Below are 12,704 nucleotides of genomic sequence, written 5' to 3' on the forward strand. Positions count from 1 at the left end.
CCGCAAAAAGCAGCGACCACAGCGGTTGACTATCCACAACCAACACGGGCGCGTCGCTGTGCACATGTGGAAACAGAACATCAAAAACACTTAACCTCGATCTTGCATGAGGGTCCGTCAGCTTGCTGAGGGACCCTTTCTGCTCGTTCAGGGCGGAGATTTCTGCTTGTGGGCAGGTTGATGGGCCGGCTGTCGCGTCGGGTGGGCGCCGGGTTCCACGGCTCCGGGGTGGTGCTGCTCGTAGGGGCGGGACGCTGCTGGTCAGCCAGGGTGCGGGAGGGCGTCGAGCCGGGCGAGGGCGCTGGTGATCACGTTGGTCCAGGGCCAGTGCTCTGCCAGTCGGAGGATGCGGCGGCGGCCGGTGGTGACGAGCTGGGCAGCGGCGGAGAAGAGCCGCAGTCGCAGGCGGCGGGGTTCCCACCGGCGGGCTGCGCCGGTCAGCGCCAGCATCGGCATCCAGGCGAGCAGGTCCAAGGCGATCTGGACGATCTCCAGCCAGATCTGGTTCTGTTCGGCGTGGTGCAGGGGCAGGTTGCGCAGGCCGGTGGCCCGTGCGGCGCGGATGCGATCCTCGGCTCTGGCCCGCTGGCGGTGCCGCAACTCCAGCGTCGCGATCGCGGTGTCCTTGGTGTTGGTGGCGAAGCAGGTCAGCCGCATGCCGTCAGCGTCGGTGAAGCGGAGCTGGGCACCGGGGTGCGGGCGCTCCTTGCGGACGATCAGCCGCATGCCCGTGGGCCAGCCGTCCAGCACATCACCGGCGAGCTCGGCCACCCAGGCGCCTTCGCGGATCTCACCATCCGGTTCGACGGCCGGCGTCCACGCGCTGGCCGGGACCTTGAGGACGGCGGAGTGGATGGCGTCGGTGATGGTCATGCCGACCGAGTACGACAGCCACCGTCCGCGCTGGGCGAGCCAGGCGACGAACTCGTGGGTGCCGCCGCCGGAATCGCAGCGGATGAGTGTCTGCCGTCCGCGCCGGTAGCGTTTGGGCAGCTGAGCGAGCGCGAGCCGGGCAGCTTCGATGTGATCACTCGCGGTGTTGGAGCCTGCGTTCCCCGGCCGCAGCAGTCCCACCACCGGTTCTCCTGTCCCGCCGCGGCCGTGGTCGACGAACCCCATCAGCGGATGGTGGCCGAAGGTCTTCTTCCAGGTCGCAGCGGCGTCCTGCTTATCGGAGTGTGCGATGACAAGCACCCCGTCGAGGTCCACGATCACCTGCCCGTCGGCGTCCGGCGCCGAGACGCCGGCCAACTTCCAGACGTGCTCGCGTACTTCGGCGCGGGCGGTGCGGATCGCGGCCAGGGCGCGCTTGCCGTCCGTGGCGAGCGTGTCGATGAGACGGGAGACGGTCGGGTCGGAGGCAACCGGCCCGAACAGGTCGGGTTCGGCCCGCAGCATGCCCACATCGGCCAGGCAATCCCCGCCGAGTGCGACCGCGAACGCGACATCCAGCAGGATCTTGCCCGGATCATGTATTGCCCGCGGCTTGCGCCACGGTGCCAGCGCCGCCGATATCGCCACATCCAGGCCGGTCTTGCGAGCCGTCTCCACCAGCAGTACAGACCCGGCCTGGGAAACCACCCCGTGACCGCGGCCCTCGACACGCACACGCGGGTACGACCCGATACGCTTCTTCACCTGAGTCCCCGTATCCCTGCGGTGACGCCTGTCCAGGCGTGAAAATGGGGCGGGGCCGTCCGCTCGACGCCGGTCACTTCTTGGACACAGAGCCCGTACCTGAGTCTGGCGCCGGGAGCCGTTCCGAGGGCTACGCACTGTTGCCTTGAGCACGCCGTTCAGACTTTCACCTGTCCCTCAGCTCCTCGGGCGGCCCTGCCTGGAGCAAGTTCGGCACTGGGAGGGATGAGCCGTGGAGGATCTGCGGTGCATGGAGGAGACCGAGCACAACGACGATCCCCTGGATCGTGTGGCGGCGATCGACGTGGCGAAGGCGACCGGGATGGTGTGCACGCGGGTGCCCCACGCGAGCGTGGAGGGGCGGCGTGTGCAGCGGGTATGGAATGTCGGAGCGACGACAACCGCGATCTTGGAGCTGGGCGACCATCTGGTCCGGGAAGGCATCACCCGCGTCGTGATGGAAGCGACCGGCACGTACTGGAGGTCCTGGTTCTACCTGCTGGAGTCCTGTGGCCTGGACTGCTGGCTGGTCAACGCCCGCGATGTGAAGAACGTCCCGGGGCGGCCGAAGACCGACAAGCTGGACGCCGTCTGGCTCGCCAAGCTCACCGAACGCGGCATGCTCCGCGCCTCGTTCGTGCCGCCCAAGCCGATCCGAAACCTGCGGGACCTGACCCGCCTGAGCACCGTGCTCACCCGAGAACGGACGCGGACCAGGCAGCGGGTGGAAAAGCTTCTGGAGGATGCCCAGATCAAACTCTCCACCGTGGCGTCCGACATCTTCGGCCTCTCGGGGCGGGCCATGCTGGACGCGCTGATCAGCGGGGAGCGTGATCCGCGCGCTCTGGCCGACCTCGCCCGCGGGCGCCTGGTGTCCAAGAAAACCGCTCTGGTGGAGGCGCTCACCGGGCAGTTCGACGAACACCACGCCTATGTATGCCGACTACTGCTGGAAACGGCCGATCACCTCACCGCGAAGATCGAGGACCTGTCCGCACGGATCACCCAGGTCCTGGCCGCCATCCCTCTCCTGGACGGCCAGGCAGACACGGCCTGCACCACGGAATCGTCGGAGCAGGCAGCGGCGGGACTGCTGCCGCTGATCGAGCGCCTGGACGAGATTCCTGGTATCGGACCGCGGGCCGCCGGGATCATCCTGGCTGAGATCGGCCCGGACATGCGAGTCTTCCCTACCCCCGGCCATCTGGTCTCCTGGGCCAAACTGGCACCTCGAACGATCCAGTCCGGCGCGAAGAACGTCTCCGGGCCTACGGGAAAGGGAAACCCATGGCTCAGAGGCGTCCTCGGAGAAGTGGCCACTGCCGCGGCCAAGACCGACACCTTCCTCGGTGCCCGCTACCGGCGTCTGGTCAAGCGCCGAGGCCATCGCAAGGCCCTGATCGCCGTCGCCCGTTCGATCCTGGTCATCGTCTGGCACCTGATCAACAACCCCACGGTGCGTTTCACGGATCTGGGACCGGACTGGCATTCCCGACGCCTGGACCCTGAACGCAAGACCCGCGACCTGGTCCGCCAACTCCAAGCCCTCGGACACGACGTCACCCTCGCGCCGGCCGCCTGACCACGCTCCAGCGGCAGACCGCGGGACAAGAAGCCCTACCTGCCCACCCACGACTGGGATTTTCCGTTCAGGAGTGCAGCTTTCTCTGCGACGAACAGGACCCTAGACAAGTCCATCGTCCCAGGTCAGCGGCACTCCTCGCTTATTTGATCAAGCCTCGGACACCCACACTCGCGAAAGCGCGAGGTTAACTACGCGGCATTGGGTTGCGCTGTTCGGCCGTCACGCTGTGCCTGTTGATCACGGTCCAGGTCAGGGAGACCGCTGGTGCACAGGTCACGTGAGTGGCTGTTTGAGAGGATCCGCCGGGCTCAGCGCGAGCAGGGGCTGTCGGGGCGGGAGCTCGCCGTGCGGTTCAAGGTGTCGCGGAACACGGTGCGGAAGGCGTTGGAGTCGCCGGTGCCGCCGAAACGGAAGTCGCCGCCGCCACGGCCGAGTGTGCTGGAGCCGGTGAAGGGCTTCATCGACGCGATGCTGCGCGAGGACCTGGACGCGCCGGCGAAGCAGAAACACACGATCCCGCGGATCATGGAGCGTCTGGCGGCGGAGCATGACTTCGAGCTGGCTGGGCTGACCACGGTCTACGACTACGTGGCCAGGCGGCGGCCGCAGGTCCGGGCGGAGGCTCTGGAGGGCCGTCGGCATCTGGAGGGGATGGTGCCGGAGGCGAAGAGGCCGGGTGAGGAGGCGGAGGTCGACTTCGCGGACTTCTGGCTGGACCTGGCCGGGCAGCGACGCAAGTGTGTGCTGTTCACGCTGCGGCTGTCCTATTCGGGCAAGGCTGTCCACCGGGTGTTCGCCTCGCAGGCCCAGGAGTCGTTCCTGGAAGGGCACGTGGAGGCGTTCGCGGTGTTGGGCGGTTATGTGGGTGACAACTCTTCCGCGATCTCGTGTTCCCGGTCAGGATGGTCGCTCCCGTCGAGGAGCGCGGATGACTTGGCAGCCGGAACTGGTGCGACGCGTCGATGCCGCCGGAAGCCCCGCGGCATCGCTGGGGCACGCCCTGGTCGACGACTACCTGGAGTTCGTGGCGGCACGTTGCCGGCCGAACACGCTGCTGGCCACCGCCTACGACTTGAAGGTCTTCTTCTCGGTGATCTCCAAGGAACCGACCGAGGTCGTTACCGCAGACATCTTCACGTTCATCACCGCGCAGAAGAAGCCACGGCGAGGGACGAAGGTCGTCCGGCTCGAGGACGGTGAGGCGGGGCTCTCCGCACGAACCATCAAGCGTCGACTCGCCAGCGTCTCTGGCCTGTTCGGCTACCTGATGACCCGCGATGACCTCGCCATCGAACGCAACCCGGTGCCGACCGGGCTGGCCAACCGCCGCCGGAGCGGCAATCGAGGGTCGCCGCTGTTGCGCACGCCCCGCACCCTCCCGCGCGTCCTCGGGCCGCGCGAGGTCGAAGAGGTGCTTGGCGCACTGAACACCAGGCGGGACCGGGCAATGGTTCTGGCGATGCTGCTGGGTGGACTGCGCCGCTGCGAGGTGCTTGGCCTGCGGCTGGGCGACCTGTCGCCGGGGGAACGTAGGGTCTTCATCAGCGAGGGCAAGGGCGGGCACCAGCGGCTGATACCGATCTCCTCGCAGTTCTTCACCGCAGTCGGCGAGTACCTGGACCGGGAACGTCCTGCAGTCGACCACGACCGGCTGTTCGTGGTGCTGCGCGGGCCCACTCGTGGCCAGCCGTTCTCCTCCGACGGTCTGGACGAGATCCTCGACGGGGTCCGGAAGCGGACCGGACTGCCGCGGCTGACCTGCCACCAGCTCCGCCATACCTGCCTGACCCGACTACGGGAGGCGGGCATGGCCCTGGAAGCGGTACAGGCACAGGCCGGACACCGCTCCATCGAATCGACTCGGGTCTACATCCACCTCGCGAACAGCTGGCTCGCCGAGCAGTACCTCGAGGCGAGCGCCGCCATCGATGCCGGCAGTGCGGACGCCTGATGCGCCGGGCCAGAGCCGCAGCATTGCCGATCGTGCGTCCGGACCTGGTCGAGTTCTACCTCGCTCACCGGGCCGCGCAGGGCATGAACACCGACCACAAGGTCAGGTGGGGTGCCCGCGCCCTGCTCGCCACGGTTCCCAATTTGGAGAACTTCTGCCGCCTGCCGCTGGACCGCCAGCTCGCGTTCAACCACGAGACCCACCGGTTCATCAGCTGGCTCTCGGTCACCGGACGCCTCCAGCCCGGCGCGGACTACCTGGTCGCCAGGCGCCCGCGGCTGGGCATCGTGCTGGCCAGGACGGAGCCGGAGCTGCACCTTCGGTTCATGGAGACCGCCCGGTCGCTCGGCTTTCGTGACGCGCTGGCCATGACCCAGTTCAACCTGCTGGGCCACTTCGTGGCGCTCTTCGGCAAGCAGCCGCACGAGCTACAGCAGAGCGACTGGGACGAGGGACGCCGTCTGCTCCTGGAGGCGGCCCGCCGCATCCCCAACCGAGGCGTCAAGGCCCTGTCGACCTCCCTGTTCAATCTTGAGGCAACGCTCTTCCACTGCGAGTTGTCCGGCCATCTCCCACGCCGACGCTCCCCGGACCGGGCCGACATGCGGGCCCAGGAGTGGTCACGCGTTCCGGCCGCGATGGCGGCCACCATGCAGCATTACCTGCAGCAGACCGCCGGGACGCTGCGGCCGGGCACCGTGAAGAACGCCGAGCTGACGCTGCGGGAGTTCGCTCTTCTGGTGGCCGTCGAGGACGCCGCCGTGACGTGTGTCGCCGAGCTCAAGCGGCGGCACGTCGAACGTTACCGGCAGTGGTTGCTGGAGCGGCCAGCCGCCCGCGGCGGGCCGCTCCACCGGCACACCGTCCGCGACCGGCTGAGCAAGCTCCGAGGATTCTTCCGCCGTCTGGACGAGTGGGACGCCGTCGACCGACCGCCCCGCCAGCTGGTGTTCGACAGCGACTTCCCGATCGCGGACGAGCCGCTGCCGCGTTTCCTCGACGACGCCGCGGCCGCCAAGCTGCTGGCAGCCGCCCGGCGCGATCCCGATCCGTTCGTCCGGCTGGCGATCGAGATCCTCGCCCGCACCGGAATGCGTCGCGGCGAGATGCTCGGACTCACCATCGACGCAGTCGTCCAGATCGGCTCCGCCTACTGGCTCCGCGTCCGGTCGGCAAGATGCACACCGACCGCTACGTCCCCCTGCACCCACAGCTCAAGACACTGCTGGACGACTGGCTACTGCACCGGCCCGAGGGCCTACGTTCGAACCTGCTGTTCACCGACCACGGCCGTGCGGTCAACGCCTCCCGCATCGAAGCCGCAGTCCGCAAGGCCGCAGAGCGGGCGGGCCTCGGCAGGGTCACACCACACCAGCTCCGGCACACTCTGGCCACCCAGGCCATCAACCGGGGCATGTCCCTCGAGGCCATCGCCGCGCTACTTGGACATCGATCGTTGTCCATGACACGTGTCTACGCACGCATCGCCGACCGAACCGTGGCGGACGAGTACTTCGCCATCTCGGAGAAGGTGGAGGCACTCTACGACGCCCCGCGCCAGCTGCCGGCCGATGCCGAGGGCTCGGAGATGGCTAAGCTCCGCCGGGAAATGCACCGCCGCATGCTCGGCAACGGATACTGCGCTCGCCCCGTCGAGATGGACTGCCACTTCGAGTCGATCTGCGAGTCCTGCACCTTCTTCGTCACGACGATTGAGTTCCGGCCTACTCTCGAACGCCAGCGGGACGACGCCGCGGCCAAGGGACAGGTCACTCGTGAGCAGATCTTCGACGGCTTGCTGACCCGCCTCGACGAGCAGGCTGGCTGACTCTCCCTACCTGGCGGGGCCGGGGAGCCACCCCGCCGTCCACTGGACAGGTTGATCCCGTTAGGTTTGCCCCGTTCAATCACGGCGATCGAGCAGGTGAGGCGCATGGCAGGACTCGAAGCGTTGAAGCAGCTGCTCGGCGTGCCGTCGCCACGTCGGTGGTCACCCGACGATTGGACCGAGGTCGAGAGCTATGTGGGGTCACCCTTGCCGAGCGACTTCAAGGCATTCTTGGACACCTACGGCACCGGCGTGATTGCCGAAGAGCTTGTGGTCTTCCACCCCCACGGCTCCAGCCCGCTGCTGGAGCGCATGCGCCGCATCCACGAGAGCTTCGCCAACTCGCGCGAACGCCGCCCGGACGACTTCCCGCACCCGTTCCACCCCGAGCCGGGCGGCTTGATCTCCTGGGGCTACGACTATGGCGGCGACGAGCATTTCTTCCTGCCCTGCAACCCGGATCCAGACCGCTGGAAGATCGTCACCATGGCCCACGAAGAGGGATGCGAGACCTTCGACGGCTCGTTCACCGAGTTCATCGTGGCGTTCATGGAACGGCTCGAGTTCATGGACGAAGACGGCAACATCGGTCCGGCTGTCCCCAGCTTCGAATCCTGCTGACGGACCGCCACTCATCACTGCGGGATCGTCGTATTGGCGTTGACAACGAGACCCGCATATTAGAGGGGTGCCGTCGGTCCACATCCGGTACGACAACCTCAAGCCCGCGGTCAAGCAGGTGCTGTTCGGGCGGTCGCGGTTGGAGTCGGCGCGGTGGGCGTCGTTGAAGTCTTGGTATCAGTTCTCGGCGTTCTACTGCGCGCCTGGTGAGGACGGCGCCCATGAGAAGGGCGGGGTGGAGCACGAGGGCGGCCGGTTCCGCCGCAAGCATCTGGTCCCGCCGCCGCAGGTGGAGTCGCTGGCGGAGCTCAACGAGCGGCTGGCTGCGATCGACATTGCGGAGGACGCCCGGCACATCCATGGCCGGCCGACGTCGATCGGGTTCGACTTCGAGGCCGAGCGGGAGAGGCTGCGGCCGCTGCCGGCGGACGGTTACGACTGCGGGATCGACCTGACGCCGGTGGTCGCGCGGAACTCCCGGATCACGGTGAGGCAGTGCTACTACTCGGTGCCGGCGAAGTTCATCGGCACGAAGGTGCGGGTCAAGCTGCGGGCGAACGAGCTGTGGGTGTTCGACGGGCGCGAGGTCGTCGCCCGTCATCCCAGGCTGACGCGCCGCTACACCTACCACGACCTGCTGGACCACTACCTGGAGATCCTGCTGGTCAAGCCCGGTGCGTTCGCCGGGGCCTCCGCGCTCGCCCAAGCCCGCGCGGAGGGCGGCTTCACCAAGGTCCACGAGGCGTTCTGGGGGGCTGCCAAGCAGAAGGCCGGGGACCGGGAGGGCACCCGGATGCTGATCGAGGTGTTGCTTTTGCACCGTCAACTGCCTGCGGAGGCCCTGGTCGCGGCGATGGAGACCTGTCTGCGGATCGGGTCGGTCTCCACCGACCTGGTCACGATCGAGGCCCGCAAGGCGATGGAGGGCACCGATGCGGATGACGCCGAGCTCCTGGCCGGCTCTCGTGCGGCGCCTGCGGACGGCTCGTCGCCTCCGCCCGGTCAGGGCGGGGCACAGGTGATCTCCCTGCACGCGCGCCGGCTGCCGCCCGACCCGCGCCAGGCACTGCCCGACATGAGCAGGTACGACCGGCTGCTGAGCCCGCTTCCCGGCCGCACAGGCCAGACCCAGAAAGGCCACGGCGCATGAGCCCGACCGTCACCGTCACCGACCAGGACGAGGAGCCGGGGGCCGACAAGGTCCCCCCGCGCAGGATGTCGCTGCCCGGCGACCCGGAGGACATGCTCATCGACGAGGCATGCCGCGAGCTTCGGCTGCCGGCGTTCCGTGAGCGGTTCATCGACCTGGCCACCACCGCCCGGCGCGAGCAGGCCACCTACAAGCAGTTCCTGCTGGACCTGCTGCAGGTCGAGCTCGCCGACCGGGATCTGCGCCGTCAGCAGCGGCTGCTGCGGCTGGCCCGTTTCCCCAGGCCCAAGCGGCTGGAGGACTTCGACTTCGCGAAGAACCCCAACGTCACCCCGGAGGTCGTCGCGGACCTCAAATCCCCGACTTGGGTTCGTGAGGGCCGCCCGCTGGTGCTGATCGGCGACTCCGGCACGGGCAAGTCTCACCTGCTGATCGGGATCGGCACCGCGATCGCCGAGGCCGGCCTGTCGGTCCGCTACACCGCCACCAGCGCGCTGGTGAACGAGCTCGCCGAGGCCGACGCGGCCCGCCGCCTGTCCTCGGTCATCGCCCGCTACAGCAAGATCGACCTTCTCTGCCTGGACCTATGCCGAGTCCGTGACTATGCCGAGAGTGTCGCTGGGGATGGTCCCTTTCGTGTGAATACGGGCGTGTTGGCCTCTGCATAGTTCCAGCGTGGGGCAGGACCTTGATCGTGGGGGCAGGGGGCTCCCGCGAAGGGGGTGGGGCTGTGGCGGGATCGCGTCGGAAGGCGGGTGCTCTGGCACCGCAGGTGGAGGGCTACCGGGGGTGGTTGGCGGAGCGCGGGTACACAGCTCTGACCGCCAGGAACATGCTCAAGGATCTGGGGCAGGTCGGTCTGTGGCTATCGAGGCAGGGCCTCGATGTTGCCGATCTGGACGAGGGGCGGCTGAACCAGCACCTTGCCGACCTGCGGAAGTCTGGTCGTCGCCGGGTGGCAGGGCCGCGCGGCATGGTCCCGCTGCTGACGTTCCTGCGTGAGGCCGGAGTGGTGCCCGCACCACAGGTGCCACCGTCGCCGGCGGATGTTCTGCTGGCGCGGTACCAGCACTGGATGGAGTCCGAGCGTGGACTGTCGGCGTCGACGATGCTGCGCTACGAGAACACCGCCCGGCGATTCCTGGCCGAACAAGCCGTGACCGACGGCCAGTTCACGCCGGACAGCCTGACCGGCGCCGACCTGAACGCGTTCCTGCTGCGGGAGTGCGCCAGGGTCTCGGCGGGCTCGGCGAAGGGACGGGTGGCCGAACTGCGGTCACTGATGCGATTCCTTCACCTTCACGGCGTTACCCCGATGAAGCTCGGCGGCGCGGTGCCTCCAGTGGGCGGCTGGCGCTTCGCCTCCGTGCCGCCGACGATGGCGACCAGCGACGTTCAGCGACTGCTGGACCATACTCCGCGCCACGGGACGGTCGGCGTCCGCGACTACGCGATCCTGATGCTGGTGGCCAGGCTCGGACTGCGCTCGATCGAGGTGGCCCGGCTGCTGCTGGACGACATCGACTGGCGCTGCGGCGAGATCGTCGTCCGCGGCAAGGGACGCCGTGAGGACCGGCTCCCGCTCCCGGCCGACGTCGGCGAGGCCCTGGTCGCCTACGCGACCGGCCCAAGACCTCGCCTGGATGCCCGCCATGTCTTCCTGACCTGCAAGGCTCCGCACGGTCCGATCCGGGCGGACCTGGTCGGCGACGTGGTGGAACGAGCCTGTCGGCGGGCCGGCACGCTCAAGGTCGGGCCGCACCGACTGCGTCATGCCCTGGCCGCAGACATGCTCCGGCACGGCGCCGGGCTCACGGCGATCGGGCAGGTGCTTCGGCATCAGGACCTGGCCACGACCGCGCTTTACGCGAAGGTCGACTTCATCGCCCTGCGCGCGGTCGCACAGCCCTGGCCCGGGACGGAGGCGGCATGACCGATCTTCGCCAAGCGGTCGACGACTATCTGCGGCTTCGCCGTTCGCTGGGGCACCAGATGGCCGAGGCGGCGTATTTGCTGCCGGACTTCGTGAGCTTCATGGATGACCGCGGCGAACAGACCGTGACCATCGCCGCCGCGCTGGACTGGGTGAAGACCCGCGAGCCCGAGGTGATCACGACGGCAGTCCCCGACGGATCACCGCCGTTCGCGGGTTCGCCCGCTACCTGAGCGGGATCGACCCGGCGACCGAGGTGCCGCCTCTGGGACTGGTGCCCTACAACCGGCGCCGGGGGCAGATCTTCCTCTACTCCGATGCCGACATCGCGGCGATCATGACAGCGGCCAAAGAGACGATCCCCCAGCCGTTGCGGGCGGCGACCTATCACACGCTGATCGGGCTGCTGGCCGCGTCCGGCCTGCGCATCGGCGAGGCAATCAAGCTGGACCGCGACGACATCGACTGGACCGAGGGCGTGCTGCACATTCGCGAGTCGAAGTTCGGCAAGTCCCGCCTGGTCCCGCTGCTGGACAGCACCACGAACGCGCTGCGCGAGTACGACCGGCTGCGCGACGACCTGATGCCCAGGGTCAAGGACCCCGCGTTCTTCATCTCCCTCACCGGCAGGCGGCTGATCTACGCCTGCGTGCATCCGGTGTTCCGGGCCCTGGTCGACACTGCCCGCGTCGGGATCGGCGCCCCGCACAGACCTCGGCTGCACGAGCTGCGACACACCTTCGCCGTCCGGGCCCTCCTGGACTGGTATCGCACCGAGGAGAACATCCAGGCGAAGATCCCGTCACTGTCGACCTACATGGGACACCGAGAACCAGCCTGCACCTACTGGTACTTGTCGGCCGCCCCGGAACTCCTCGCCCTGGCCGCCGCCCGCCGCGACGCCGTCCGCAAGGCGGCCCGCCCATGACCCTGATCGCACCCACCCTGCAGGCGTTCTTCACCGAGCGGCTCGCCCGCCAGCGCCAGGCCAGCCCCCGCACCATCGCTGCCTACCGCGACGCGCTCCGCCTCCTGCTCGGCTTCGTCCAGCAGCGGACCGGGACCGCCCCGGCGAAGCTGGACTGGAACGACCTGAACGCGGACGTGATCTCCGCGTTCCTGAACCACCTGGAGGACGAGCGCGGCAACAGCACCAGAACCCGCAACGTCCGCCTGACCGCGATCCGCTCCCTGTTCTCCTACGCCGTACTCCAGCACCCCGAACACGCCCTGCTCATCCAGCGGGTCCTGGACATCCCGCCCAAGCGGTTCGACAAGAGGACCGTCACGTTCCTGACTGGACCGGAGGTCGACGCCCTGCTGGCGGCACCGGATCCGAAACGCTGGGAAGGACGACGGGACAAGGCCATGCTGGCCCTGGCCGTCCAGACCGGCCTGCGCGTCACCGAACTCACCAGCCTGAACTGCGACGACATCACCCTGGGCGATGGCGCCGCCGTCCGCTGCGAGGGCAAGGGACGCAAACAGCGCACCGTCCCGCTCGACCGCCCCGTCCAGAACCTACTGAGCGCCTGGCTGAACGAACGCGCCGGACGCCCCGGCGACCCCCTCTTCTGCACTCGCACCGGACGGCGCCTCAGCCGCGACGCGGTCGCTCAACGTCTGAGCACCCACACCCAGACCGCGGCGCGATCCTGCCCGTCCCTGCTGGACAAGAGCATCCACCCGCACGTCCTGCGGCACAGTTGCGCAATGTCGCTGCTGCAGGCCGGCGTCGACACCACGGTCATCGCACTCTGGCTCGGCCACGCCGGCGTCCGCTCCACCGACGCCTACGTCCACGCCGACATGACCATCAAGGAGAAGGCGCTCGCGCTGACCGCGCCGGTCACGGCCCGGCCGGGCCGCTACCGGCCCACCGACAAGGTTCTGGCCTTCCTCGATCGCCTGTGACTATGCCGAGGCTCTCTCAAAGGGCTTGCCGCTGAGCCTGCCGAGAGGTGACGTTCCCGGCTCAGCGCGCTGACGACCTAATCC

13 protein-coding genes and 1 pseudogene are annotated in these 12,704 nt (G+C 68.4%); 11 read left to right on the forward strand and 3 right to left on the reverse strand.

Translation table 11 applies throughout. The features are described from left to right. Positions 1–261: 261 nt before the first annotated feature. Positions 262–1,638: an IS1380 family transposase gene (locus ACWGI8_RS27385; protein ID WP_453664834.1), complete on the reverse strand. Its 1,377-nt coding sequence runs from the start codon at positions 1,636–1,638 to the stop codon at positions 262–264. Positions 1,639–1,888: 250 nt separating this feature from the next. Between ACWGI8_RS27385 and ACWGI8_RS27390 the strand changes: the two genes are divergently transcribed. After that, positions 1,889–3,220, forward strand: coding sequence for an IS110 family transposase (locus ACWGI8_RS27390; RefSeq protein ID WP_453664836.1), 1,332 nt, complete (start codon positions 1,889–1,891; stop codon positions 3,218–3,220). A 311-nt stretch (positions 3,221–3,531) separates the two neighbouring features. Here the strand turns inward: ACWGI8_RS27390 and ACWGI8_RS27395 are convergent, their stop codons facing one another. Further along, positions 3,532–3,684, reverse strand: coding sequence for a hypothetical protein (locus ACWGI8_RS27395; RefSeq protein WP_453664837.1), 153 nt, complete (start codon positions 3,682–3,684; stop codon positions 3,532–3,534). Positions 3,685–4,151: 467 nt separating this feature from the next. Between ACWGI8_RS27395 and ACWGI8_RS27400 the strand changes: the two genes are divergently transcribed. After that, positions 4,152–5,174 carry a tyrosine-type recombinase/integrase gene (locus ACWGI8_RS27400; RefSeq protein WP_453664839.1) on the forward strand — a complete coding sequence of 341 codons (1,023 nt, stop codon included), beginning with the start codon at positions 4,152–4,154 and terminating at the stop codon, positions 5,172–5,174. 620 nt (positions 5,175–5,794) lie between these two features. Here ACWGI8_RS27400 and ACWGI8_RS27405 read toward each other — a convergent pair. Next, complete coding sequence (locus ACWGI8_RS27405; protein WP_453664841.1) at positions 5,795–6,385, reverse strand: hypothetical protein; 591 nt, start codon at positions 6,383–6,385, stop codon at positions 5,795–5,797. On the opposite strand from ACWGI8_RS27405, the pseudogene ACWGI8_RS27410 reads away from it, so the two are divergent. The 9 genes and pseudogenes from ACWGI8_RS27410 to ACWGI8_RS27450 all read left to right on the forward strand — a co-directional run. Further along, a pseudogene (locus ACWGI8_RS27410) lies at positions 6,352–6,606 on the forward strand (tyrosine-type recombinase/integrase); the annotation flags it as partial. The gene ACWGI8_RS27405 and the pseudogene ACWGI8_RS27410 overlap by 34 nt on opposite strands. 30 nt (positions 6,607–6,636) lie before the next feature. Further along, entirely contained in the window at positions 6,637–7,002 is a 366-nt protein-coding gene (locus tag ACWGI8_RS27415) for a hypothetical protein (protein ID WP_453664854.1), read from the forward strand. 105 nt (positions 7,003–7,107) lie between these two features. Continuing rightward, positions 7,108–7,623 (forward strand): SMI1/KNR4 family protein, encoded by a 516-nt coding sequence (locus ACWGI8_RS27420; protein WP_453664842.1) that lies wholly within the window; start codon positions 7,108–7,110, stop codon positions 7,621–7,623. 67 nt (positions 7,624–7,690) lie between these two features. Beyond that, on the forward strand, positions 7,691–8,773 hold the full coding sequence (locus ACWGI8_RS27425) for a Mu transposase domain-containing protein (RefSeq protein ID WP_453664844.1): 1,083 nt from the start codon (positions 7,691–7,693) through the stop codon (positions 8,771–8,773). Further along, positions 8,770–9,441, forward strand: coding sequence for an ATP-binding protein (locus ACWGI8_RS27430; RefSeq protein WP_453664845.1), 672 nt, complete (start codon positions 8,770–8,772; stop codon positions 9,439–9,441). Before ACWGI8_RS27425 ends, ACWGI8_RS27430 begins: the two co-directional genes overlap by 4 nt. Positions 9,442–9,503: 62 nt before the next feature. Continuing rightward, a complete protein-coding gene (locus ACWGI8_RS27435) occupies positions 9,504–10,706 on the forward strand; it encodes a site-specific integrase (protein ID WP_453664847.1) in 1,203 nt (400 codons plus the stop codon). After that, on the forward strand, positions 10,703–10,939 hold the full coding sequence (locus tag ACWGI8_RS27440) for a hypothetical protein (RefSeq protein ID WP_453664848.1): 237 nt from the start codon (positions 10,703–10,705) through the stop codon (positions 10,937–10,939). The genes ACWGI8_RS27435 and ACWGI8_RS27440 overlap by 4 nt, the downstream gene beginning before the upstream one ends. 23 nt (positions 10,940–10,962) lie before the next feature. Then, positions 10,963–11,634 carry a tyrosine-type recombinase/integrase gene (locus ACWGI8_RS27445; RefSeq protein WP_453664850.1) on the forward strand — a complete coding sequence of 224 codons (672 nt, stop codon included), beginning with the start codon at positions 10,963–10,965 and terminating at the stop codon, positions 11,632–11,634. After that, positions 11,631–12,620: a tyrosine-type recombinase/integrase gene (locus ACWGI8_RS27450; RefSeq protein WP_453664852.1), complete on the forward strand. Its 990-nt coding sequence runs from the start codon at positions 11,631–11,633 to the stop codon at positions 12,618–12,620. The genes ACWGI8_RS27445 and ACWGI8_RS27450 overlap by 4 nt, the downstream gene beginning before the upstream one ends. Positions 12,621–12,704: the final 84 nt, after the last annotated feature.

This window comes from Streptomyces sp. NPDC054841 (assembly GCF_053611045.1).

What these genes read in the sequence shown, in the direction of transcription:
- ACWGI8_RS27390 (WP_453664836.1), top strand. Translation starts at nt 1,889, where the DNA reads ATGGAGGAGACCGAGCACAACGACGATCCCCTGGATCGTGTGGCGGCG.
- ACWGI8_RS27395 (WP_453664837.1), bottom strand. Translation starts at nt 3,684, where the DNA reads ATGAAGCCCTTCACCGGCTCCAGCACACTCGGCCGTGGCGGCGGCGAC.
- ACWGI8_RS27400 (WP_453664839.1), top strand. Translation starts at nt 4,152, where the DNA reads ATGACTTGGCAGCCGGAACTGGTGCGACGCGTCGATGCCGCCGGAAGC.
- ACWGI8_RS27415 (WP_453664854.1), top strand. Translation starts at nt 6,637, where the DNA reads ATGACACGTGTCTACGCACGCATCGCCGACCGAACCGTGGCGGACGAG.
- ACWGI8_RS27420 (WP_453664842.1), top strand. Translation starts at nt 7,108, where the DNA reads ATGGCAGGACTCGAAGCGTTGAAGCAGCTGCTCGGCGTGCCGTCGCCA.
- ACWGI8_RS27430 (WP_453664845.1), top strand. Translation starts at nt 8,770, where the DNA reads ATGAGCCCGACCGTCACCGTCACCGACCAGGACGAGGAGCCGGGGGCC.
- ACWGI8_RS27440 (WP_453664848.1), top strand. Translation starts at nt 10,703, where the DNA reads ATGACCGATCTTCGCCAAGCGGTCGACGACTATCTGCGGCTTCGCCGT.
- ACWGI8_RS27450 (WP_453664852.1), top strand. Translation starts at nt 11,631, where the DNA reads ATGACCCTGATCGCACCCACCCTGCAGGCGTTCTTCACCGAGCGGCTC.